13 protein-coding genes are annotated in these 24,863 nt (G+C 65.9%); 6 read left to right on the top strand and 7 right to left on the bottom strand.

Going from position 1 to position 24,863, the window contains the following annotated elements; genetic code table 11:
• Nucleotides 1-151 precede the first annotated feature (151 nt).
• Both ACFWPX_RS02415 and ACFWPX_RS02410 read left to right on the top strand, forming a co-directional pair.
• Entirely contained in the window at nt 152-931 is a 780-nt protein-coding gene (locus tag ACFWPX_RS02415) for an IclR family transcriptional regulator C-terminal domain-containing protein (protein ID WP_378925222.1), read from the top strand.
• 18 nt (nt 932-949) lie between these two features.
• Nucleotides 950-2,158, top strand: a complete 1,209-nt coding sequence (locus ACFWPX_RS02410) for an acetyl-CoA C-acetyltransferase (protein WP_378925220.1) — start codon at nt 950-952, stop codon at nt 2,156-2,158.
• A gap of 21 nt (nt 2,159-2,179) precedes the next feature.
• Here the strand turns inward: ACFWPX_RS02410 and ACFWPX_RS02405 are convergent, their stop codons facing one another.
• The gene (locus tag ACFWPX_RS02405; protein ID WP_378926153.1) at nt 2,180-2,356 is read right to left on the bottom strand and encodes a hypothetical protein; all 177 of its coding nucleotides are present in this window, start codon (nt 2,354-2,356) and stop codon (nt 2,180-2,182) included.
• Between ACFWPX_RS02405 and ACFWPX_RS02400 the strand changes: the two genes are divergently transcribed.
• A complete protein-coding gene (locus tag ACFWPX_RS02400) occupies nt 2,311-3,372 on the top strand; it encodes a zinc-binding dehydrogenase (protein WP_378925218.1) in 1,062 nt (353 codons plus the stop codon). The genes ACFWPX_RS02405 and ACFWPX_RS02400 overlap by 46 nt on opposite strands.
• A 29-nt stretch (nt 3,373-3,401) precedes the next feature.
• Here the strand turns inward: ACFWPX_RS02400 and ACFWPX_RS02395 are convergent, their stop codons facing one another.
• The 6 genes from ACFWPX_RS02395 to ACFWPX_RS02370 are packed head-to-tail and all read right to left on the bottom strand — an operon-like array spanning nt 3,402 to nt 8,056.
• Nucleotides 3,402-3,896 (bottom strand): hypothetical protein, encoded by a 495-nt coding sequence (locus ACFWPX_RS02395; protein WP_378925216.1) that lies wholly within the window; start codon nt 3,894-3,896, stop codon nt 3,402-3,404.
• 11 nt (nt 3,897-3,907) lie between these two features.
• Nucleotides 3,908-4,531 (bottom strand): hypothetical protein, encoded by a 624-nt coding sequence (locus tag ACFWPX_RS02390; RefSeq protein WP_378925215.1) that lies wholly within the window; start codon nt 4,529-4,531, stop codon nt 3,908-3,910.
• Nucleotides 4,528-5,142 (bottom strand): hypothetical protein, encoded by a 615-nt coding sequence (locus ACFWPX_RS02385; protein WP_378925213.1) that lies wholly within the window; start codon nt 5,140-5,142, stop codon nt 4,528-4,530. Before ACFWPX_RS02385 ends, ACFWPX_RS02390 begins: the two co-directional genes overlap by 4 nt.
• On the bottom strand, nt 5,139-5,894 hold the full coding sequence (locus tag ACFWPX_RS02380; protein ID WP_378925211.1) for an ABC transporter ATP-binding protein: 756 nt from the start codon (nt 5,892-5,894) through the stop codon (nt 5,139-5,141). The genes ACFWPX_RS02385 and ACFWPX_RS02380 overlap by 4 nt, the downstream gene beginning before the upstream one ends.
• Complete coding sequence (locus tag ACFWPX_RS02375) at nt 5,887-6,978, bottom strand: FecCD family ABC transporter permease (protein ID WP_378925208.1); 1,092 nt, start codon at nt 6,976-6,978, stop codon at nt 5,887-5,889. The genes ACFWPX_RS02380 and ACFWPX_RS02375 overlap by 8 nt, the downstream gene beginning before the upstream one ends.
• Nucleotides 6,959-8,056, bottom strand: coding sequence for an ABC transporter substrate-binding protein (locus tag ACFWPX_RS02370; protein ID WP_378925206.1), 1,098 nt, complete (start codon nt 8,054-8,056; stop codon nt 6,959-6,961). Before ACFWPX_RS02370 ends, ACFWPX_RS02375 begins: the two co-directional genes overlap by 20 nt.
• Nucleotides 8,057-8,624: 568 nt before the next feature.
• Between ACFWPX_RS02370 and ACFWPX_RS02365 the strand changes: the two genes are divergently transcribed.
• From ACFWPX_RS02365 to ACFWPX_RS02355, 3 genes are all read left to right on the top strand, one after another.
• The gene (locus ACFWPX_RS02365) at nt 8,625-10,031 is read left to right on the top strand and encodes a serine hydrolase domain-containing protein (protein WP_378925204.1); all 1,407 of its coding nucleotides are present in this window, start codon (nt 8,625-8,627) and stop codon (nt 10,029-10,031) included.
• Between the two features lie 558 nt (nt 10,032-10,589).
• Nucleotides 10,590-24,134, top strand: coding sequence for an amino acid adenylation domain-containing protein (locus ACFWPX_RS02360; RefSeq protein WP_378925202.1), 13,545 nt, complete (start codon nt 10,590-10,592; stop codon nt 24,132-24,134).
• On the top strand, nt 24,131-24,805 hold the full coding sequence (locus ACFWPX_RS02355) for a DUF6875 domain-containing protein (RefSeq protein ID WP_378925199.1): 675 nt from the start codon (nt 24,131-24,133) through the stop codon (nt 24,803-24,805). The genes ACFWPX_RS02360 and ACFWPX_RS02355 overlap by 4 nt, the downstream gene beginning before the upstream one ends.
• Nucleotides 24,806-24,863 lie beyond the last annotated feature (58 nt).

Raw genomic sequence — 24,863 nt, 5'->3', positions numbered from 1 at the left:
GCGCACGTTTGTTCGCATAATGAACATCCGTCCTTCGTGCATGCCGAGCCTTGTGTCGGACCGCCGCGACGTAGCCTCGGGCCCGGCTCGGTGTACAGACGTTCGCCGCGGGTGGACGCCATCGGGCCCTGTGGGAGAAGGAGTTACGGCCATGACAGAACCGTCGCCGGATTACGTGCAGTCCCTCGCGCGCGGCCTTGCCGTCATCCGGGCCTTCGATGCGAAGCATCCACGGCGCACCCTCAGCGAGGTCGCCCACGCCACCGACCTGACGCGGGCCACCGCACGGCGTTTCCTGCTCACCCTCGTCGAACTCGGCTATGTGCGCTCCGACGGAAACCAGTTCTGGCTCACGCCGCGCGTGCTCGAACTCGGGTACAGCTTCTTGTCCAGCCTGACCCTGCCCGACCTGGCGGGCCCGCACCTCGAGGCGCTGGCCGAGAAGGTTCGTGAGTCGACCTCGGTGTCCATCCTGGACGGCACCGACATCGTCTACGTCGCCCGTGTACCCGTCAGCCGGATCATGACGGTGTCGATCAACATCGGGACCCGTTTCCCCGCCTACGCCACCTCGATGGGGCGGGTTCTGCTCGCAGACCTCGACGCCGACGCGCTGGAGAACTATCTGGCGAAGGTCGACCTGACGCCCCTCACCGACACGACCGTCACCACGAAACGGCAACTGCGTGCCGAGTTGGCGCAGGTCCGCGCAGACGGCTACTGCGTCGTCGATCAGGAGCTCGAGCGAGGACTGCGGTCGATGGCCGCGCCCCTGCGTGACCAGCACGGCGTGGTCGTCGCCGCGGTGAACATCTCCACTCAGGCCGCCCGCTACACGCTCGGTGAAGTCCGCGACGTTCTGATCCCCGCCCTGCTCGAGACCGGTGCCGCGATCGAGCACGACCTCACCCGGATCCGATCCAACACCTGACACCTACGAGGAAGCGCTATGCCCGAAGCTGTTATCTGCGAACCCCTGCGAACCCCGGTCGGCCGATTCGGCGGAGTCTTCAAGGACATCGCCCCGCAAGACCTCGCCGCGACCGTGATCACCGAACTGATCACCCGCACCGGACTCGACTCCGCGACCGTCGACGACGTCATCCTCGGCCAGTCCTCGCCCAACGGCGAGGCACCCGCGATCGGCCGCATCGCCGCGCTGGACGCGGGCCTCGGCATCGGGGTGCCCGGCATCCAGGTGGACCGGCGCTGTGGATCCGGCCTGCAAGCGGTGCTGCAAGCCTGCATGCAGGTGCAATCCGGCGGCAGCGATCTCGTCCTCGCGGGCGGCGTGGAATCCATGAGCCGCACCGAGTTCTATGCCACCGACATCCGCTGGGGTATCCGCGGTGACGGTCCGGTCCTGCACGACCGCCTCGCCCGCGCTCGAATCACCGCTGGTGGCAAGAACTTTCCGGTCGATGGCGGCATGATCGAAACCGCGGAGAACCTGCGTGCGCAGTTCGCCATCAGCCGCGCGGACCAGGACGCGCTCGCCGTGCAGTCGCACCAGCGTGCCGTCGCCGCGCAACGCGATGGCCGCTTCGAGGCGGAGCTGGTGAGTGTCGCTGTGCCGCAACGTAAACGGGAACCGCTGCTGGTGCGCACCGATGAGCACCCACGAGCCGATACCGACCTCGACACGCTGGCGAAGCTGCGCCCGATCCGTCTCGGTGTCGATCCCGAATCCACCGTGACAGCGGGAAATTCCAGCGGTCAGAACGACGGCGCGGCCGTCTGTATCGTGACGACACCGCAGCGTGCACAAGTACTAGGGCTGCGCCCTATGGCTCGACTGGCGTCGTGGGCGGTCGCGGGAGTACCGCCGTCCACCATGGGCATCGGACCGGTGCCCGCGACCGAAAAAGCGCTCGCACGGCTGGATCTCACGCTCGACGACATGGACGTGATCGAACTCAACGAGGCCTTCGCCGCGCAGACACTGGCCGTGCTGCGGACCTGGAAGGCCGAACCCGACGACCCGCGCGTGAACCCCAACGGCTCGGGGATCTCCCTCGGCCATCCGGTCGGCGCCACCGGTGCCAGAATCCTGGCCACCCTGCTGCACGAACTGACCCGCCGCGAGGGCCGCTACGGCCTCGAAACCATGTGCATCGGCGGCGGGCAAGGGCTGGCGGCTGTTTTCGAACGCCTCTGATCCGCCCGGGACCGGTCGCGACTAGCTGTCGCGGCCGGGCTCGGCCGAGGGTGGTCGCACGGCGGTGGCACCGAGCAGATCCAGTGCGTCGACCGCATTCGTCACGCGCAGTGGCGATTCGGTGTCGGTCTCACCGAGCTGTGCGGCTACCCATGCCCGGGTGGGGCCGGACTCGTGGCGGCCCGCGACGAACCACACGCCCCGCGCGGGTTCGCTCGACTGGTTCGGGCAACGCGGAAACACTCGTGCGGGTGTTGCGATCGGGGATCTGCGGGACCGACGCCTCCGAGTGGATCGCCGGGCCGAAAACCTTTCCCGTGCAACGCCGCCACCCACACAGCGGACATCTCGGTCCGATCATCCCCGGCCACGAATTCGTCGGCGAGATCGTCGAGGCCGACCCGGATTCCGGCCTCACCGCGGGCAGCCTGGTCGCCAGTGGCGCCGGCGTCTGGTGCGGTAAGTGCCGACGATGTGGCGAAGGCCGAACCAACCAGTGCACGCAGTACCGAACCCTCGGGCTGAACGTCCACGGTGGCATGGCCGAATTCGTCGCGGTCCCGACGAAAACACTGCGCCCGTTGCCCACCGGGCTGCCCCTTGACCACGCCGGACTCGCCCAACCCCTGTCCGTCGGCATCCACGCGGCCCGCCGGTCCGGTGCGCGTGAGGGTGACAACGTCGTCATCATCGGCGCCGGCGCGATCGGCTCGTTCGTCCTCGCCGGACTGCGACACCTCGGCGAGTTCGACATCACCGTCATCGACTTCCCCGGTAGCCGCCTCGACCGCGCGCAACGCCTCGGCGCCGATCGCACCCTCGCTCCGTCGGAATCCATCGCCGCAGATGTCATCGACGCACTCGACGGCCGCAAACCCGACGTCGTGATCGAGGCCAGTGGGGCGCCCGGCCAGCTGGCGGCGGCACTCGAGATGGTCGTCGACGGTGGTCGTGTCCAAGCCGTCGGCATTCCCAAGGACAATCCCGTCCTCGACATGCACTCGATGATCTTCCGCGAGATCACCCTCGACACGACGCTGGCACACGTCTGCGACACCGATCTCCCCGCCGCGCTGCACATCCTGGCGGCAGCCCCGCTGCTCGGCACCGAGTTCGCCGAAACCCCGGTAGGACTCGCACAGCTCGGCGCATCACTCGATCGGCTCGCCGCCGGGAAGGTGGAAGGCAAGATCCTTATCGACCCCGGCGTGTAATCGGTCAGGACAGGCGTTGCCGCGGGCTGTCACACCACCTCATAGACCTCCTGGGGATCCCGCCGCAACAGCCGGTCGGTCATCTCCAGCTTGAGTTGTGCGAGATGTGCCTCCTCGTCGTCGGTTCGGTTGGGCTTGCGTGAGAGCACGATGAACTCCTCGACGACGAAGCCGTCGTCGCGCAACTGCACTGTCACAACGTCACCGCGGTAGGCGAACTCCCAGACATAGCGCTCGAGCATTACCCCACGTTCGGGCTTCTCCAGTTCAGCAGTCACCGTGTACTGCCCCTCCGTGACGGCGCGCAGCACCATCTCGACGGCATCGCGCCCGCCGGGTCCACGGAATCCCGTCCGTACCTTCACCTCTCGCCGATTCACCGCCGGAGCCAGGTTCGGCAGCGCCACCCGCATCGCGGTGTAGCCGTGCGCCACACCACCCGGGTAGCCGGGACCGTGGTATTTGAGCACGTCGTCGAAGGTGAAATCCAGGGTGGTCGTGCCCTCGAGAACCAGTAGCGACATTCGATCTCCTCTCAGCTCCGCGTGGCCCACTGCATCGCGGAGTACAGCAATTGGGTTGCGCCGGGCATGAATCCGGAGCCGTGGTGATAGACCGGATCCATCGTGGTCACGAGCAGCCGGCCGGGGGTGCTGAGTTCGTCGAGATAGAGCAGCGAACCGTCTCGTTCACCGGTGACGGTCTCGAGGTCCACCAGACTCACCGCACCCTGCGGTGGTTTCAGCACGCCGTGAAAGTGCCAGATCACTGATCGATCGGCGAAGTAGGGCCAGGCCGGATGATGCGGTGCACGCAGCCGGATCCGATGATCCTCGCCGGTTCGCCACCACCAGAAGTTGGTCTGCCGACTTTCCTCCTGGACCCCGGGTAGCCATTCGCCGACACCGTTCTCACCGAACACCACCATTGTCGCGCCCCGAGCCAGGCACTCCAGCAACACCGGCGATCTCGGTATCAGCAGATCCGGGCGCAGTCGATCACTGACCACCACCACATCGGCGTCGGCCAGTGCGACCGGCTCCAGCTTGCGGATATGCACGGGCCGAATCCGGTATGGCGCCAACGCCGGGTCGGCGAGTGTCGCCAACTGCGCGTGGGTGCCGCCGTGCACGAAAGCCACCCGTGGCATCGCGCTCATCGTTGCCCCAACCACGACAACAGCTGTCCGGTAAGGAAACTCGTGCCGCGATCGGCGCCCGCGAACTGCAGGAGATCATTGCCGCCGTGCACGAGCACGTGTCCCGCACCGAGCCGATACGCGTAGTCGATCGGACCAGCGGTCGGTCCGATCGTGTGGACGATCTGCGCGTCGTCGGGGAGGTCGAGGTAGTAGCCGCGACCGTAGAACCCGGCGACTCCGATGCGCGAGATCTCCTCGAACGTCAGCCGACCCGGCGTGCCGGTGTTGTAGAGCAGCGCTCGAGGATCGATGCCCGCCCACACCGGATGCTCCGACACCCGAGTCAGCGCGAGATCGGCGGGCTTGCGGAACTCCAGCTTCCGCCAGCGGGTCAGACCGTCGAGAAATACCCGCTGGACGTGGCCGTTGACCACCACCCGACCGCCCTCGAAGACGAACCGGCCCAACAACTCCCGAATCTCGGCGAGAAACTCCTGATCGACATCCGCGGCGAGATAGATCCCGGTCACCTCGGTGAGATCGACCTGGGGCAGGTCGTAGAGATCGATGTGCCGCCAGCCATCGGACTCGACGGCACCCGGCACCATCACCGCACGCAACACCGTCATGACACACCCCGGCCGAAGTCGGGAACGATCAACCGGCGCACCGCCGTCGAGGTCTGGACATCGGCGGTCACGATGGCGAGCTCGTACAGTTCGCTCAACACGTTGTCGGTCAGCAACTCTCGGGTCGGGCCCACGCGCTGATCACCGGAGTCGACCATCAGCACCACTCGCTCGGCGATGTGCAATGCGTGATCGGGATGATGGGTCGTCATCACCACCGCCATACCTTCGTCGGCGAGCGACCGGAGCAGCGTCAACACCCGCGCCTGGTTGCGCAGATCCAGCGCCGAGGCCGGTTCATCGAGAACGATGGTGTCGCAATCGGAGACCAGTGCCCGGGCAATCAGTACCAGCTGCCGTTCGCCACCGCTGAGGCGGGCGTAGTCGCGCTCGGCGAGGTGGGAGATTCCCACCCGGGCCAGTGCGGCCGCGGCGGCGTGGCGGTCGCCGCGGGTCGGTGTGCCGTAGATCTTGACCCGACGCGCTCGGCCCATGAGCACGGTGTCTGTCACCGAGAACGAGAAGACGACCGCATGACTCTGCGGCACGAAGCCGACCTTGCCTGCGAGTTCGACCGTCCCTTCGGTCGGCGCCACCAGTCCGGACAGGCATTTGAGCATCGTTGTCTTGCCACGGGCGTTGGGGCCGAGCACCGCCAGCACTTCTCCGCGCCGGACATCCACGGACACGTCGCGAAAGATCCACGGTCCCTTGGCCGAATAGCGAAACGACATCGACTTCGCTTCAAGCATCGCTACCCCACAGCTGTCGCCGATTACGGATCAGCAGCAGTACGAAGAACGGCGCCCCGATCATGGCGGTGAGAATTCCGATCGGGATCTCGGCGGTGCTGAGTATGCGTGAGAGCGTGTCGATCAATGTCAGGTACGACGCTCCGAGCAGCGCGCTCATCGGCACCACGATCCTGTTGTCGGTGCCGACCATCATCCGGACCAGGTGCGGAACCATCAGCCCGACCCAGCTGACCACCCCGGCGACCGACACCGCGCCTGCGGTGATGAGGGCGACGCAGCCGAGCAGCAGCAGGCGCATCCGAGTCGGCTTCAAGCCGAGCGACACCGCGTCTTCGTCGCCCATCGCCAAGATGTTCAGCCGCCATCGCAGCGCGATCACCACCGAAGCCCCGATCGCGATCGGAACCGATGCGATCAACACCTTGCCGTAGGTGGCCGTGGCGAGGGAACCCAAGAGCCAGAACACGATTGACGGCAACTGCTGCTGCGGGTCGGCGATATAGGTCACGAAGGACACCATCGCCTGGAACATCGCGCCGACCACGGTGCCGCCGAGGATGATCATCAGCAGCGGCGATCCCGGTGCGGCACGGGCGATCAGCAGAACCAGGACGAGCGCGAGCACCCCGCCGGTGAAGGCGCCACCGACGAGGTAACCGCCGCTGACGCCTCCGAACAACATGAGCACTCCGCCGAACGAGGCGCCGGAGGACACTCCGAGTACCTGCGCGCTGGCCAGCGGATTCTGGAACACCGCCTGCATCACCGCGCCGGTCAATGCCAACCCGGCACCGATGACCATCGAGAGCAGCACCCGCGGCAATCGGATATCGAACACCACACTGCGCTCCTGTGGAAGCCAGGTCTCCCGGAGCGGAAGTACCTGTCCCAGCAGCAACCGAGCGACCTCGTTGGGCGGAACGTAGTACCGGCCCACCGCCAGCGCGGTAATCGCCACTACGACAAGGACGATCATCAGCGCCACGCCTACCGCCGGGGCCCGCCACTGCCGAGGTCGCGTGACCGTCGACCGGTCGTCAGCTACGGCCGCGGCGTCGATCTCAACCGCGGAAATGGTCATAGTTCGCAGAGCCCGCGTTGAGGTCGAACCGCAGCACCTTGTCGATCTCCTCCTCGGAGATCGAGTAGCCGAACAGGTTGTCGAAACTCGTCTTGATGTTCTTGCGCAGGTCGGCACCGGCAGTGTTGGGGTAGAGCACTTCGTGCATCCACTGCCACATCAACGGTGACTCGATGCTGGAAACCTGCCACCGATAAGCACCGAGCGGTGTTTTGTACACCCGCCGGTCCTGCACGGCCTTCACCCCGGCCAGGCGCGGGTCGGCATAGATCTCGGCGGGCGTGCTTTCGTCGAACCCGCTGAGCATGATCACCTCGGGGTTCCAGGTGAGGATCTGCTCCGGGGTCACCTGAGCCGCGTCGGAGACGAAGTCCTTGGTCACCAGGTCCGCACCGACGAGGTCGAACTGGAATCCGTCGTATCCGCTCGCCTTGGTGGTCGAGTACGCATCACCGACACGCGACAACATCATCGCGCGGGGCCGCGAAGTCGTCTCGGCAGCCACCTCGGCGCGGGTGGCGGCGATCTCCGTGTGATGCCATTCGACCAGTTCCCGGCCGCGGTCGGGCTTGCCCGCGATCTGCGCGAAGAGCGTGATCCAGGTTTCCAGATCCTGCTGCGTCCCATACTTCAATCCGACCACCGGGAATCCGGCCTTCTCGATCGGATCGGTGACATCGGCACCGCGATCGCCCCACTGCACCACGACATCCGGGTCGAGTTGCAGCAGCGTCTCGACATTGGGGACGAAGTTGGGACCGGCGACCACAGTCGATTGCACCGACTGCGGGAAGATGGTCGCGAACATTCCGCCCTTGTTGGCGGCCAGAGTCGACTGGTTGATCCCCACGATCCGGTCGTAGCTGCGATCCACCGCGGCGAAGATCGACGGCGCCGGGATGACAGCGAAGGCGATCTTGCGCACGTCACCGTCGATCGTCACATTGTTGCCGCGCTGATCTGTCAGCTGGATCTGTGACGCACCGGCTGCGGCGTTGTCGGAAGCCGCCGATTCGCGACTCGAGCATCCGGACACGGCCGCTGCGGCAACCAGTCCCAGCGCGGTGATCCGCCGCACGGAACGCGATCGAAATTTTCCAGGTAAAGCGTGCAACGACATGCCTCTCGCGGTTCTTGTTTGATGCGGTTCACCCTTCCCAACTGGGAGAATCGTGTGAACGGAGGTGAGGTTAGCATAAGCTAACTAAAATGTGGGCAAGCTGAACCAGGACCGCGCGAATCCTCCTCGAGGCGAGGAAAATCGCTGCTCATCGGGCGTAAACGATCGTCTTCTCGCCGTCGAGTGGTGTCTGGTGTGACCGACCGGATGTCGGAAAAGCGAGGTGCGCGCAGGGCGTGTAGCTCCCCCCCGGGGCCCCGAAAATCGTTCGCGCGCTACCGATGTGGCCGGATAGCGTGGTGAGACCTGCGGATGAGCTCTGGGGAGGAGCGAAACGATGTGGAACTGGGGAAAATCCGTCGCAGAGCACGCGACTGCTGCCGCATGGACGAGCTGGCCGCCAGCTGATACACGACCGACCGTCGTGGACCCTCCGGCGTGGGGTCGGTCGGCCGACGAGGCCGGTGGTGCGGAATCGAGGGGAGAAGTGAGCAGGCCGCGATGCTCCAGGCCATAGTTGCCCGGTTTGCTGATCAACGCTCTACCCGATTTTGTATGGAGTGGAGTTAGAGTTGCACCGCGCCACCTGACCCCTCCTGAGCAAAACGCCGATCGGAGAGTTATGGGACACCGGACGAATATCGCAGTGTTCGTCGCGACCGCGGGTTTGTTCATCGCCGCGGGCTGCGGGACTTCGCCGGATTCCGGCGGCAGCGCCACGCGCACGCCGAGTGGCTCGCAGGCCGAGCCCGCGTACGCCGCCACCCTCAGGCCGGTAATTACCCAACTGATGAAGGACAATGTCATTCCAGGCGCGGTCGTGGTCGTCAAATCGCCGAAGGACGGCGACTGGACCGAGACATTCGGCACCCGAGTAATCGGTGCGAACGATCCCATGACGGTGGACGACTACTTCCGCATCGCCAGTAACACCAAGACCATGACGTCGACTGTCATCCTGCAGTTGGTGCAGGAGGGCAAGCTCGCGCTCGAGGACCCGATCGCCAAATATTGGCCGGGCGTGCCGAACGGGGATCGCATCACCATCGCTCAGCTCTCCGAAATGCGAAGCGGGCTATACAGTTACACATTCGACCCGGAATTCAATGCCATGCTCGACAGTGACCCGAACAAGGTGTGGACACCGGAGGAGTTGCTCGCGATCGCCTTCTCGCACCCGGTCAATTTTGCACCGGGGGAGAAATTCGATTACAGCAATACCAACATCATCCTGCTCGGCCTTGTCATCGAGAAGATCACGAAGATGTCGGCCGCCGAGAATTTCCAGAAGCGGATCTTCGAACCGCTGGGCCTGAAGCACACCTCGCTGCCCGCGGCGGAGGACCACACGATCCCCGATCCGCACCCGCAGGGTTACGCGTTCGGCACCAATGTCTCCACCATCGATACCTACGCCCTGCCGCCCGCGGAACAAGCCGCCGCGGTTGCGGGCACGCTGCAACCCAGCAACGCGACCGACGAGAGCCCGTCGTGGACGTGGACCGCCGGTGCCGCGATATCGACGGTCGATGACATGGCCACGTATGTGCGGGCACTCGTCGACGGCGGTTTGCTGGATGAGAAGACGCAACGAGTTCGCATGGACAGCATCCAGCCGATCGATCCGGCAACCCCCGATGTCGCTGGTTACGGTCTCGGAATCGTCCGATTCGGTCTACATCTGTTCGGACACGACGGCCAGATGCCCGGGTTCATGACCTTCATGGGCCATGACCCTGAATCGGACCTCACGATCGTGGTGGCCACGAACCTCGCGACGGTGCCGGCGGGCGAGGGGTCGGCACTGGTGCTGGTCAAAGCCATGCTGCCGGTCTTCTACGGTGCGGATGCGGTGCCGGGCGACCCGGCCGCGCCGAGCACCGGCGCGACGACCCCGCCCAGCCCTACCGGACCGACCACTACGGGCCGATGACGTTCCAGCGGGCCTGCACAAAACAGGTGCGAGCAGGATTCGGAGGTGTCGGTCCGCACATCGGCCCCGAGCCCGTTGTGTACTGGAGATGAATTGCGGAGTAACAACGATCCATGGATTTCCCTGCTGGAAAGGCTCGAGGTGAGATCCTGGAAGCTTCGAAGCTGTATACCTGCCAGGAAAGGTGGTTCTCGATGTCTGATGACTCTGCTCTGCCTCAGGTTGCTTCATGGCTGAATACAACGGCCAACGGCGAGGATCTGTCCATGCAAGGGGCATACTCGCGCGGATGACACCGAGGCTCGCCGTCGAAACCACCGGCGGATAATCCCGGTCACAATCCAGTGCCGCGACAGCGGAATGGACGCCCATCAGCGCGTCCCGGCGGGTCCGGACCGCCTAACCATCGCAGGTGACCTGATCCAGGACGACGCCGTGCGCCTGCGCCTGATCCAGCCGACGACGTTTCGTATGAGAAGGCAACCTGGATCGTCGGTGATCGAGCTGATTCACGATGTCCCCGCTTCGATATGAGCATCTCGACCGAAGGGGTAATTGATGAACGCATCGGCAACTCCGATCGGCAACAGCGGCGCCGCTAGTCCTCGCAGCACGCGTCCGTTCCCGTTGTCGTCCGGGCAGGCCGATATCTGGACCGCGCAACGTCTGGCTCCCGAAGTCCCCTTGGCGGTGGCGCATTATGTGGAAATCCACGGCGAACTCGATATCGCGTTGCTCGACCGGGCCGCTCGCCGATGCGCGGCCGAGACGCAGAGTCCGCACCTGCGAATGGCGGGCTGTGGGGATCAGCCCGGACAGGTTGTCGATCTGGATGCGCCGTTCGAGCTCGAACAGCTGGATTTGCGCGATGCCGACGATCCGCAGGCAGCCGCGCACGCATGGATGCGGACGGACTCCTGCACGCCCATCGACATCGGGCGCGATCGGCTCATTCGACTGGTGCTGCTGCGTACCGGGGAGACGGAGATCTTCTGGTACTGCCGAATGCACCACATCGCCATCGACGGCTACGGCGCGACCATATTGATCGCGCGCACGGCGGAGTTGTACAACGCGGCGCTGGCAGGCATCGAACCTGGTTCGCCGATGGCGGCCGACCTGTACGACATCTACGAGGGGGAGCTGGCGTACCGGCGATCCGAGCACTTCACCGAGGACCAGCGTTACTGGCGGACCCAATTCCCGGTGCCGCCTGTGCCCTTCGGTCTCAGTACGCGGACTGCCCCCGCGAGCGCACACCGCATCGTCGAGTCGGCGGGGCTCGATGCGGCGACACGTGGCCTGTGCGATGCGGCCAAGCAGCGCCACGATGTGTCCCGGCCCGCGCTGCTGGTGGCAGCGTTGGCGGGGTATCTGGCCGGGGTCACCGGACGCGACGAGGTGCTGTTCAGCCTGCCGGTGGCGGCGCGCACCACCGAAGCGCTACGTACGTCGGCGGGATTCGTATCCAATGTGGTGCCGCTGCGGGTGCTCGTCGATGCCGAGGAGCCGGTGCTCGAGCTGGTGGGGCACGCGCGCGAACAGCTGAGCGCCGCCCTGGCCCATCAGTGCTACCGGCACGAGGATATTCGGCGCGATTGGGGGTCGACGGCCGGTCGACGCGGCTTCTACGGCCCGATGATCAACATGATGCTGTTTCCCAACGAGCTCCGGCTCGGTTCGGCGGTCGCAGCGGTGCACGTCCTGTCCACCGGTCCGGTGGAAGACCTGTCCATCAATGTCTACAACGCCCCTGACGGCGGGTTGACACTGGATTTCGAGGCCAATCCGGACCGCTACTCAGCCGAGGACCTCGCGGTACACCACCGGCGTTTCCTCGGTTACTTCGCTCGGTTCCTCGCCGCGGGAGTAGACGACGCGGTCGCGACAGTGGCCATATCCGATGACGCCGAGCGGCGAAAATTGCTGGCAGGCTGGCAAGCGACCTCGGTGGACCTGGTGCCCAGCACGCTGCCGGAGCTGTTCGCCGCGCAGGTCGCCCGCACGCCCGACGCGGTAGCGCTGTCATTCGACGGCAGGCGAATGACGTATGCCGAACTGGACGTCCAGTCCAATCGGCTCGCGCGGGTGCTCATCGAGGCGGGTGCCGGACCGGAGTCGATTGTCGCGCTGGCGATCCCGCGCTGCCTGGAACTCGTCGTCGGCATGTACGCGATCGTGAAGACCGGCGCCGCATACCTGCCCGTGGATCCAGAACATCCGGCCGAACGCACCGAATACGTGTTGGCGGCGGCGAATCCGATCTGTGTGCTGACGGTTCGCCGACATCCGGTGGAGCTACCCGCGCACCTGCGGCAGCTGGAGATAGACCACATCGAGCGCAGCGCCGCGGACAGCCGGGCGAGCTCGGCACCCATCACCGACGCTGATCGGCGAATTCGGCTGCGGCCGGATCACCCCGCCTACCTGATCTTCACCTCCGGCTCGACCGGAAAGCCCAACGGCGTCGCCGTCACCCACGCCGCGATCGACAACCGGCTGCGCTGGACGCAGCATCGCTATCGGCTCGGCGCCGACGATGTGGTGGTGCAGAAGTCTCCGGCGGGGTTCGACGTGTCGGTATGGGAGTTCTTCTGGCCGTTGCAGGTCGGCGCGCGTCTGGTGCTGGCCGCACCGGGCGGGCATCGTGATCCGGCCTATCTGCGGACATTGTTCGCGCACGAGGGCGTCACCACGGCCCATTTCGTGCCATCGATGCTGGCGGTGTTCGTCGCAGGCCGTCCGACCCGTGCGGGTGCGCTGCGGCGTGTGCTGTGCAGCGGTGAGGCGTTGCCCGCGGAGACGGTGCGGCTGTTCCGTGCGGCATATCCGGGCGTGGAGTTGCACAATCTGTACGGCCCGACCGAGGCGGCGGTGGACGTCACATCGTGGGAATGCGAGGGCGATGCCACGGTGGTGCCGATCGGCGCGCCGGTGTGGAACACCCCGGTGTACGTGCTCGATGCCGAGCTGCGGCCGGTCCCGGTCGGCGCGGCGGGGGAACTCTACTTGGCCGGTGTGCAGTTGGCGCGCGGCTACCTGGGCCGTCCGGCGCTGACGGCGGGCCGGTTCGTGGCCAACCCCTACGGCCCCGGCTCGCGGCTCTACCGCACCGGAGACTTGGCGCGGTGGCGCGGCGACGGGAATCTGGAGTACCTGGGCCGCACCGACTTCCAGGTGAAGGTCCGCGGCCTGCGGATCGAACTCGGCGAGATCGAGTCCGCTCTGGTGGCGCACGAATCGATCACTCAAGCGGTCTGCCTGGCCAGGCAGACCGCGCACGGCGGTGACGAATTGGTCGGCTATGTGGTCGCGGCTGCGGGACAGACGGTCGATGTCCGTGCGGTGCGGGTGGCGCTGAGACGGGCACTGCCGGAGTACATGGTTCCGCGCACCGTCGTGGTGCTCGACGCGATGCCGTTGGGACCCAACGGAAAGATCGACCGCGATGCGCTGCCCGCGCCGCGATACGAAACGCAAGGCAGCGCCCGAGCCCCGCGCACCGAAATGGAACACCTGCTGCTGGAGGTGTTCGTCGACGTGCTCGGCCGCGCCGAGGCGAAGCTCGGCATCGATGACAGCTTCTTCGATATGGGTGGCGATTCGCTCGTCGCTGCACGCGCGGTGGCGCGGATCAATGCCGCACTGCCACAAGCGGGAATCGCGCTGGGTGACCTGTTCGAGGCGCCGACCGTTGCCGACCTGGCCACCCGGCTGGGCATGAAGTCCACCAACGGCGATGGCCCCGGGGCGACGTCGTTGCTCTCGTACGTCCGGGCACAGGTGCGTCCGGAGGTGTTGCCGCTGTCGTATGCGCAACAGCGGCTGTGGATTCTCAACCGGTTCGATCGCTCCTCGGCGATGTACAACATGCCGCTGGCGATCCGGCTGACCGGTGCGCTCGAGCCGACGGTGCTGCACGCGGCGCTCGCCGATGTGGTGCGCAGGCACGAGAGTCTGCGCACCACATTCGTCGATTCCGGAGGAGCAAACCCCAGCCAGGTCATCGGCTCGGCCGAGGACGCGGCGGCGCGGCTGTCGGATGAACTGACAGTGGTCGCGGTAGCGCCGGAGGATATCGACGCACAGCTGGTGGCGGACGCGTCGGCCGGCTTCGACCTGGCCGTGGAGCCACCGATCCGGGTGGCCCTCTACCGGACGCAACCGCACGAACATGTCCTGACGGTGGTGTTGCACCACATCGCCTGCGACGGTTGGTCATTCGAGCCGCTGGCCCGGGATCTGGTGACCGCCTTCGACGCTCGTCGGCGCGGGGTCGCGCCCGATTGGTCACCACTTCCGGCGCATTACGCGGACTACGCGCTGTGGCAACGGGACGCGCTCGGTAGCGCAGACGAACCCGACAGCCCGATGCGCCGACAACTCGACTACTGGAGCGCCACCCTCGCCGACCTACCGGAACAACTCGATCTCCCCACCGACCGTTCACGCCCGAGGGTGCCCTCGCATCGGGGCGGCACGTACGCGTTCGGCATCGATGCTGATACCCGCCGCGGGATGGCTGAGCTGGCCGCCGACAGCGGGGCGAGTGTGTTCATGGTGGCGCACGCCGCGCTGGCAATACTGTTGGCGCGGCTGGGCGCGACCACCGATGTCGTGATCGGTACACCGGTCGCGGGCCGCGGCGAGGCAGCAGTCGACGAGCTGGTCGGCATGTTCGTGAACACGGTGGTATTGCGCACCGAGATCGATCCGAGCGCCGGTTTCGACACCGTGCTCGGCCAGATCCGCGACCGCGACCTGGACGCCTTCGCCAATGCCGACATCCCGTTCGAGCGCGTGGTCGAGGAGCTCGATCCGGAACGCTCCCCGGCACGTCATCCGCTGTTCCAGGTCATGCTGTCGTACCAGCGGACCCCCGATCTCAGCACGGTCGAGCTGCCGGGTCTGCGCGCGAGGATCGAGGCGATCACCACCAGTATCACGAAATACGATCTGCAGCTGACCATCACCGAAACGTCCGGCGCGCTGCGAGCGGAATTCGGCTACGCGACTGATCTTTTCGACGACCAGACGATCGCCGCCCTAGCCCGCCGGTTCACCGCGATCCTGGCTGCGGTGATCGCGACCCCCGGTCGTACGGTCGGCGATCTGCCATTGCTCGACGCGGTCGAGTCGGCCGACCTGTGCCCGGTCGTGTCCGGTCCGGCCGAACCGCCCGCGACATCGGCCGCGCTGTTGACCGCGGCGGTCGAGCGTGACCGAGCTGCGACGGCCGTGCGATACCGGGGTGTCGACCTGTCCTACGGCGAACTCGACGAGCGCTCCAACCGACTGGCGCGGGTGCTGATCGCCGAGGGTGTCGGTGCCGAGCAAGTGGTCGCGGTGGCGCTGCCGCGGTCTGTCGAGGCCATCACCTCGATCTGGGCCGTCGCCAAGACCGGCGCGGCCTATCTGCCGATCGACCCGAAGTACCCGGCCGCGCGGATCGAAGCGATGATCGCCGACGCGAGCGTCCGGATCGGTCTGACCGATACCGGCCATCGGGAGGCGCTTCCCGCCGAGGTGCACTGGCTGCCGATCGACTCGCCGCACCTCGAAGAACAGTGTGCCGCGGTGTCGGCCGCAGCGGTCGGAGTCGCGGAGTTGACCGCTACCCCCCACCTGGACCACCCGGCGTACCTGATCTACACATCGGGATCGACGGGACGCCCGAAGGCCGTGGTGGTGACCCATCGCGGATTGGCTTGTCTGGGGACCGAACTCGCGCAGCGGTTCGGTCTCGGTGCGGGCACTCGATCGCTGCACTTCTCCTCGCCCAGTTTCGATGCGTCGGTCTTCGAGTTGTTGCCTGCCTTCCTGTCGGGTGCGACGGTGATCATCGCGCCCGACGACGTCTACGGCGGTGTCGAGCTGACCCGGCTGCTGTCCGTGGAACAGGTGGACTGCGCCTTCATCACCCCGGCGGCGCTGGCGACACTCGACCCGGCCGGGCTTGACAACCTCGGCGTGATCGCGGTCGGTGGCGACGAGTGCGGGCCGGAACTCGTTGCCGCGTGGGCGAGTTCGAGCCGTGCGGTGTTCAACGCCTACGGTCCGACCGAAACGACCGTCGCGGCCACGGTGAGCGCTCCGATGCGCGCGGGTGAGCAGGTGAGTATCGGCAGCGCGGTGCGCGGCATGCAGATGCTGGTGCTCGATAGCCGGCTGCACCCGGTTCCGGTCGGGGTACCCGGTGAGCTGTATCTGGCCGGGCCCGGGGTGGCGCGTGGGTACCACGGCCGACCGTCGCTGAGCGCGAGCCGGTTCGTCGCCGATCCCTATGCCCTCCCCGGTGCGCAGGGTGTGCGGATGTATCGCACCGGTGACCTGGTATGCCTGGATGCGCACCGTAGGCTGCGGTTCCTCGGCCGGGTCGATGATCAGGTGCAGGTTCGCGGCTACCGCGTCGAAGTACGCGAGATCGACGCGACGCTGCTCACCCACCCATCGGTCACCTTCGCTCGCACCGTGGTCCATCGCGATAACACTGTCGGGCCCAGGCTCGTGTCCTACGTCTCGGTGACATCACCCGTAGCGTCCGGGGAACTGGTTGCGCTGGTGCGCGACTCGCTGCCCTCCTACATGGTGCCTGGCGCGGTGGTTGTCCTGGACCGCATTCCACTCACCCCGGTGGGCAAGCTGGATCACGCGGCGTTACCGGATCCGGTGTTCACCGACAACACCGTATTCCGATCGCCCGCAACGCCGTTCGAGCACATGATCGCCGACGTGTTCGCCGAGGTACTGGGTGTGGAACGCGTCGGTGCCGACGATTCGGTTTTCGCTCTCGGTGGCAACAGTCTGGTCGCGACCCGGATCGCCGCTCGCCTCGGCGCGATGCTCGGCACCGAGGTTCCGGTACGACTGATGTTCGACGCATCAACGGTCGCGGCACTGGCAGCGCGACTCGCGGAGGACACCGGAACAGGACGACTCCGTCCACCATTGGTCGCCGGGCCGCGCCCGGAGTTCGTCCCCCTGGCACCCGCGCAGCAGCGAATGTGGTTCCTCAACCAATACGACACGGACTCGGCGGCTTACAACGTGCCGATCGCGATCCGCATCCGTGGCGAGTTGAACATCGAGGCCCTGCGATCAGCCATCGTCGACGTGCTGTGCCGACACGAATCCCTGCGAACCCGATACCCCGAACGTGACGGGGCGCTCGTCCAACTGATCGAGCCCGCCGACAAGGTAGACCTCGAGCTGACCCCGACACCGGTTCACGCGAACAAGGTCACCACGGCGGTCACCGAGTTCAGCGCTCAGCGCGTCGACGTGACAACTCGGGTGCCGGTACGCATTCGATTGTTCCGCGTCGACACCAGCGAGGCACCGGACCACGTGCTGGCCGTCGTCGTGCATCACATTGCCGCTGACGGCTTTTCGATGACACCACTGGTCCGCGACATCACCACCGCCTACTCCGCCCGCAGCCGCGGAAAAGCCCCGTCATGGATACCGCTGCCGATCCAATACGCGGACTACGCACTATGGCAGCGAACCATTCTCGGCTCACCCGAGGATCCGGAATCGCTATCCACCGAACAGATCCGATACTGGACCGAAACCCTGGACGGCATGGCCGGGGAACTGTGCCTGCCGACCGACAGACCGCGCCCCCCAACGGCATCCCATCGAGGTGCCACCACAAGCTACGCGGTGGATTCGGACCTGCTCCAGGCACTGGAAAGGGTTGCTTACCAAGGTAACTCGTCGCTGTTCATGGTCGTCCACAGCACGCTGGCGGTGCTGTTCGCTCGACTGAGCCGCACCGGCGATATCGCGATCGGCACGCCCATCGCCGGACGTGGCGCGGCCGCGCTCGACGATGCGGTCGGCATGTTCGTCAATACGCTGGTGCTGCGGACCGAAATCGACCTCGGCGAGTCGTTCACCGACCTGCTCGATCGCGTCCGGCAGATCGACCTCGATGCCTTCGCCAACGCGGATGTCCCGTTCGAACAATTGGTGACGACACTGGCTCCTGAACGATCCCGATCCCGCCACCCACTGTTCCAAGTGATGCTGGTATTCCAGAACCTGGCTCGAGCGAAACTCGACCTACCGGATCTCGACGCGTCCATAGTCGACCTTCCCGGCGAAGTATCCCCTTTCGACCTGCAGATCGTGCTGTCGGACAACCATGAGAACACCGGCATGACAGCAGCTTTCACCTACGCCACCGACCTGTTCGATACCGCGACGATCGAATCGTTCATCCGCCGATGGATCCGGATACTCGAAGCGGTCAGCGCCGACCCGACAACACCCGTCGGCGCCATCGAAATACTGGAACCCGCCGAACGAACCGCCCTGCTACTCCGCCCGGAAACACTCGCAACACCACCGGTCGTACTGGCCGATCTGCTGACTGCCGCGGTTATCCAGAACCCCGACGCCACCGCCATCGTGTTCGCCGACCAGCACCTGACCTACCGAGAACTCGACCAACGATCCAACCAGCTCGCCCGCGTCCTGATCCACCTCGGTGCAGGACCGGAATCATTGGTGGCCATAGCACTACCGCGCTCCATCGACTTGGTGCTCGCGATATGGGCGACCGCCAAATCCGGAGCAGCATTCCTTCCCCTCGACCCGACCCACCCCACCGAACGCATCACCCACACGCTCACCGACTCCGGCGCCACCATCGGACTGACACTCGAGGCACACCGCTGCCGACTTCAGGGCACAACCATGTGGCTGGTCCTCGACGACCCCGCCCACATCGCTACGGCAGCATCGGCATCCACCGCGTCGATCACCGACCCCGAACGCATGGCCCCACTGCGCCCACAACACCCGGCCTACCTTATCTACACCTCCGGCACCACCGGCGTGCCCAAAGGCGTTACCGTGACCCATTCCGGACTCGCCAACCTCGCCGCCGCGCACCGGGACGCGCTGCGCATCGAATCCGGTTCGCGCGCTCTGCATTTGGCATCGCCCAGCTTCGACGTTTCGGTAGCGGAGTTGTTGTCGGCGCTGGGTGCGACCATGGTGATCGCACCCAGCGATACCTACGGCGGTGACGAACTCGGCGAACTGCTCGACCGCGAGCGCATCAGCCATCTCCTCATCACGCCTTCGGCGTTGTCCACCATCGACCACACCCGATGGCCGCTGACGGATTTGCGATACCTCGTGGTCGGTGGCGAGGTCATCGGCCCCGAGTTGGTCGAGCGCTGGTGCGGCGGCCGCGAGATGTTCAACGAGTACGGGGCTACCGAGGCCACCGTCGTCGCGACGCTGACCGCCCCATTGGTGGCGGGGGAGCCGGTGACGATCGGTGGCCCGATTCGCGGTGTCTCGCAGTGGGTGCTGGATCAGCGGCTCAACCCGGTCCCGGTGGGTGTGGCGGGGGAGTTGTATACCGCGGGTCCTGTGCTGGCCCGTGGTTACCATCGTCGGGCCGGTCTGACAGCAGGGCGTTTCGTCGCGTGCCCCTGGATGCCCGCCGAGCGAATGTATCGCACCGGGGACGTGGTCCGGTGCACGCCCGACGGAGTGATCCAGCATCTCGGACGGTCCGATTGCCAAGTGAAGATTCGTGGGCTGCGTATCGAGCTCGGCGAGATCGATGCCACGCTCGCCGCGCACGAGACCGTCGGTTTCGCCACCACCATCGGCCACCGCAACGGTTCCGAGACCGATTCGCTGGTTTCTTATGTTGTTGCCGCGCCGGGTCATTCGATCGATACCGCGGCGTTGACCGAGCACGTCGCCGGTCGATTGCCCTCCAATATGGTTCCCTCCGCGATCATGGTCCTCGATCATGTCCCGTTGACACCGGTGGGCAAGCTGGATCGTGCGGCATTGCCGGATCCGGTGTTCACCGACAATGCCGTGTTCCGCGCACCCGGAACCCCGCTCGAGCACACGATCGCCGACTTGTTCGCCGAGGTACTGGGTGTGGACCGCGTCGGCGCCGAGGATTCCTTTTTCGCTCTCGGCGGCAACAGCCTGATCGCGACCAGGATCGCCGCCCGACTCGCAGCGATCGTGGATACCGAGGTCCCGGCGCGACTGCTGTTCGAAGCATCAACGGTCGCAGCACTGGCAGCGCGACTCGAAGGGCACGCCGGTACGGGACGACACCATCGCGCAGTGGTCGCCGGACCACGCCCACACCTTGTGCCCCTTGCACCCGCACAACAGCGCATGTGGTTCCTCAACCAATACGACACGGACTCAGGCGCCTACAACGTGCCGATCGCGATCCGGATACGCGGCGAATTGAACATCGAGGCGCTCCGAGCGGCCATCGTCGACGTGCTGGACAGGCACGAGTCCCTGCGAACCAGGTATCCCGAACACGACGGGATGCTGATCCAGCTGATCGAACCCGTCGATGAGGTAGATCTCGAGCTCACCCCGATGCCGGTTCCGCGAAGCCGGTTGGCCACGACGATAACCGAGCTGGTCACTCGGGGTTTCGATGTGAGCGCTCAGGTGCCGGTGCGTGCTCGATTATTCCGCGCCGACACCGGCGAGACACCCGAATACGTCCTGGCCGTCGTGGTGCACCACATTGCCGCAGACGGCTTTTCGATGACACCACTGGCCCGCGACATCACCACGGCCTACACCGCCCGGGTTCACGGACAAGCCCCGTCGTGGATACCACTACCGGTCCAATATGCCGACTACGCGCTGTGGCAACAAGCCACTCTCGGCTCGCCCGAGGATCCGGAATCACTATCCGCCGAACAGATCCGATACTGGACCGAAACCCTGGACGGCTTGGACGAGGAACTGCGCCTGCCGACCGACAGGCCCCGGCCCGCAGCGGCATCCCATCGAGGCGCCACCATCGACCACACACTGCATCCGGAGCTGGTACGGGATCTGGAAATGCTTGCACGCCAATGTGGTTCGTCGTTGTTCATGGTCTTCCACAGCACGCTGGCGGTGCTGTTGGCCCGGTTGTGTGGCGTCGGCGATATCGCGATCGGTACGCCCATCGCCGGCCGCGGAGAGGCCGCGCTCGACAATGTCGTCGGCATGTTCGTCAATACGCTGGTGCTGCGGACCGAGATCGACCTCGGTGAGTCGTTCACCGACCTGCTCGACCGTGTCGAACGAGTCGACCTGGATGCCTTCGCCAACGCCGATGTGCCATTCGAGCAACTGGTGGACGTACTGGCACCTGAACGATCCCCGTCCCGCCACCCGCTGTTCCAGGTGATGCTGGTATTCCAGAACCTCGATCAGGTGACCTTGGAACTGCCGGGTCTCGACGTGTCGGTCGTGGCGGATCTTCCCGACGAGGTATCGCGTTTCGATCTTCAGCTCGTACTGTCGGACAACAACGAGCACACCGGTGTGACAGCGTCTTTCACCTACGCCACAGAACTGTTCGACGCCACGACGATCGAGTCGTTCATACACCGATGGATACGGATACTCGAAGCGGTCACCAGCGACCCGGCAGCGCCGGTCGGCGCCATCGAAATACTGGAACCGGCCGAACGAACCGAGCTGATGACCTACGCGGGAGAACCCGCGACAACGCCTGTCGTACTGGCCGATCTGCTGACCGCGGCGGCCGCCCAGAACCCCGATGCCACCGCAGTCGTGTTCGAGAGCCGACACCTGACCTACCGGGAACTCGATGTGCGATCCAACCGGCTGGCCAGGGCCCTGATCGATCTCGGGGCGGGGCCGGAAGTCGTTGTCGCGATTGGTATTCCACGGTCCGCTGACCTCGTGATCGCGATATGGGCGACAGCCAAGACCGGGGCAGCGTTCCTCACCCTCGACCCGACCCACCCCGCCGAACGCATCAGCCACACGCTCACCGACTCCGGCGCCGCCATCGGACTCGCCGCGACAGCCGCGCGCGCGACACTGCCCGATGACATCAACTGGTGGACAGTGGACGATCTCGACGACACCACACGCGACACCGAACCGATCACCGCCGACGAACGCACAACCCACTTACAGCCACAACACCCGGCCTACCTCATCTACACCTCCGGCTCCACCGGAACTCCCAAAGGCGTTGTCGTCACGCACACCGGGATAGCGGAGCTGGCCACCGAGACCAGGCAACGATTCGGACTCACTCCGACATCTCGGGTGCTGGCCGCCGCCTCCCCGACGTTCGACGTTTCGATCCTCGAATGGCTCAGCGCCGCTGCCGCCGGAGCCACGCTTGTCCTCGCCCCGCCACCGATAGTCGCGGGCACCGAACTGGCGGAGCTGATCGCCACCGAACGCGTCACCCACATCGCCCTCACCCCCACAGTGCTCGCGTCGATGCGCCCTGACGGACTCGACACCGTCGAGACCGTCGTCCTCGGCGGTGAGACATGTCCACCAGACCTGGCGGCCCACTGGACACCGGGTCGGACGGTGGTCAACACCTACGGGGCCACCGAGACCACGATCATGGCCTGCGCCGAGGCCCGCTCGACGATGACCGGCCGAGAAATCACGATCGGTGAACCGATTCGCGGCTTCCGCGCCGTCGTGCTCGACCGCCGACTGCGCCCGGTCCCGCCCGGGGTGGTCGGCGAGCTCTACCTGTCCGGACCGGGCCTGGCTCGCGGGTACCACAAGCAGCCCGTAACCACCGCCGCCCGATTCGTCCCCGATCTGCACGGCCCGGCCGGTACCCGGATGTACCGCACCGGCGACCTGGTCACCTGGACCGCTGAACGGACACTGCGGTACAAAGGCCGCAGCGACCTACAGCTCGCGATCCACGGTCACCGCGTCGAACCCGGCGATATCGAAACCGCGCTGCGTAGCCATCGCGATATCGCCAATGCCGCCGTCATCATCGACACCCGATCCAACGACCAACTCGTCGGCTACGTCGTTGCCAACCCCGGCGCCACTCTCGACACGACCGCGCTCACCGCCCACCTCACGGGCTGCCTGCCCACCCACATGATTCCCACCACCATCCACATCCTCGAACAGATACCGGTCACCCCCAGCGGCAAACTCGACTACAAAGCCCTCCCGACGCCCGACCCGCGACCCTCCAGGTTCCGGCCGCCGTCCACCGCGCTCGAGGCCACCGTCTGCGCCGCCTTCACCCAGACCCTCGACATCGAACGAGCCGGCGTCGACGACAGCTTCTTCGCCCTCGGCGGCAACTCGCTGGCCGCTACCCGATTGGTGGCGCGACTGCGGGCGTCAACTGGTTGCGACGTCGCGGTCCAGTGGATATTCACCGACCCGACACCGCAATTGCTGGCCCGGCGGATCGACGCCTGCCGTCGCGGCCTCGGTGAGCAGGACCCCGGCGAGGCACTCTCGATCCTGCTCACGCTGCGCGCGACGGGCACCGGGCCACCACTGTTCTGCATCCACCCCGCCATCGGATTGGCCTGGGGTTTCAGCGGACTGGTCCAGCATCTCGACCCCGAACGTCCCGTATACGGGCTGCAATCCCCGACACTGACCGACCCGGCAGCGCGGTTCGACACGCTCGACCAACTCGCCGCCCGCTACGTGCAGGAGATCCGGTCCGTTCAGCCGCGCGGTCCCTACCACCTGCTCGGCTACTCGCTCGGCGGCACCATTGCCCACGCGATCGCCGTCCAACTCCGGTGCGCCGGAGCCCAAGTCGCGACCCTGGCCATGATGGACACCCATGTCGTCACCGCCGGGAGTGTCCGCCCGCCCACTCCCGCCGTCATGGACATGCTCACCGAGTTCGGCGGCCTCGACGACCCGCAGAACCCCGCTGACCTCACGATCGAGGCCGCGACCGAGCGACTGCACCGACGGGGCGGACTCTTCACCGTCCTGACGCCTGAGCATCTCGCGATCCTGCACCACGACTACACCCGGCTCGTCGATCTCACCTGGAAACACCGCCCCGCCCTCTTCGACGGTGACCTGCTCCTGTTCACCGCCATCGAACCGGAAGGCGACGGCCCTGCCGACACCACCGCGATGCGCAACCATATTGCCGGCCACATCACCGACCACCACATTCCCACCCGGCACGAGAACATGACCGACCCCGAGGCACTCCGCGAGATCGGACTGGCCATCACCGAGCACTGCCATTCCATCCCTACCCATCGCGGCCGACAGTCCGATCTCACCTCGGCAGATAGGCGGCGATCATGAACACCGACGGCATTATCGGGTCGCGCTCCGGCGTGCGGCCGACCAACCTGTTCTCCACCGATCCGGCAATCCTCGGCGCCGAACATCCCCGCGCCGCCGAAATGCGCCGATGGATTCGCGAACATCTCTGCCGAACCCATCGTGACCTCGGCCGACCCGGCCCCGTATGCCCCTATATCGGCCGCACCATCGCACAACAAAACCTCTGGGTCTCATTCGTCGAAGGCCGCCACATCAGCCCTCAGTCCATCGCCGCAATCGTCGACGATCTGAACGACCTGTTCCCGGTCATGCCACCCCAGCGCGAACCCGACAACAAACACAAAGCCATCCTCGCGATCTTCCCCGACCTCACCGAATACGCCGACCTCGACGCTGTCCAAGACGAGCAGAAAACCCGGTTCGTCGACAAAGGGCTGATGCTCGGCCAATTCTATCCGGGCTGCACCGCCGCCGGGCTGCACAATCCGAGGTTCCCCGCACTCGATGCGCCCCTGCCCAGCCTCGCCGTGCGCAACATGGTTCCCACCGACTTCCCCTTCCTCGATTCCCGCCACGAATGGATCGATACCTACCTCGGACTCTTCGCCCCCACCATTCCCGGCTTCATCAGCAGTTCCATCGCCGCCAAGCTCGTCGAGACCCCGGCCACCCGCGACAGCTCGGCGTAGGAGCATTGCCGGAACACCGGCGAACCCGATCTGGGCCAGACAGCCGAAACCGGCGGAT

It is taken from the genome of Nocardia sp. NPDC058518 (assembly GCF_042719655.1).
Lineage (GTDB): Bacteria > Actinomycetota > Actinomycetes > Mycobacteriales > Mycobacteriaceae > Nocardia.
Note: the sequence above shows the minus strand (reverse complement) of the source record. Positions and strands in the feature narration are given on the sequence as shown.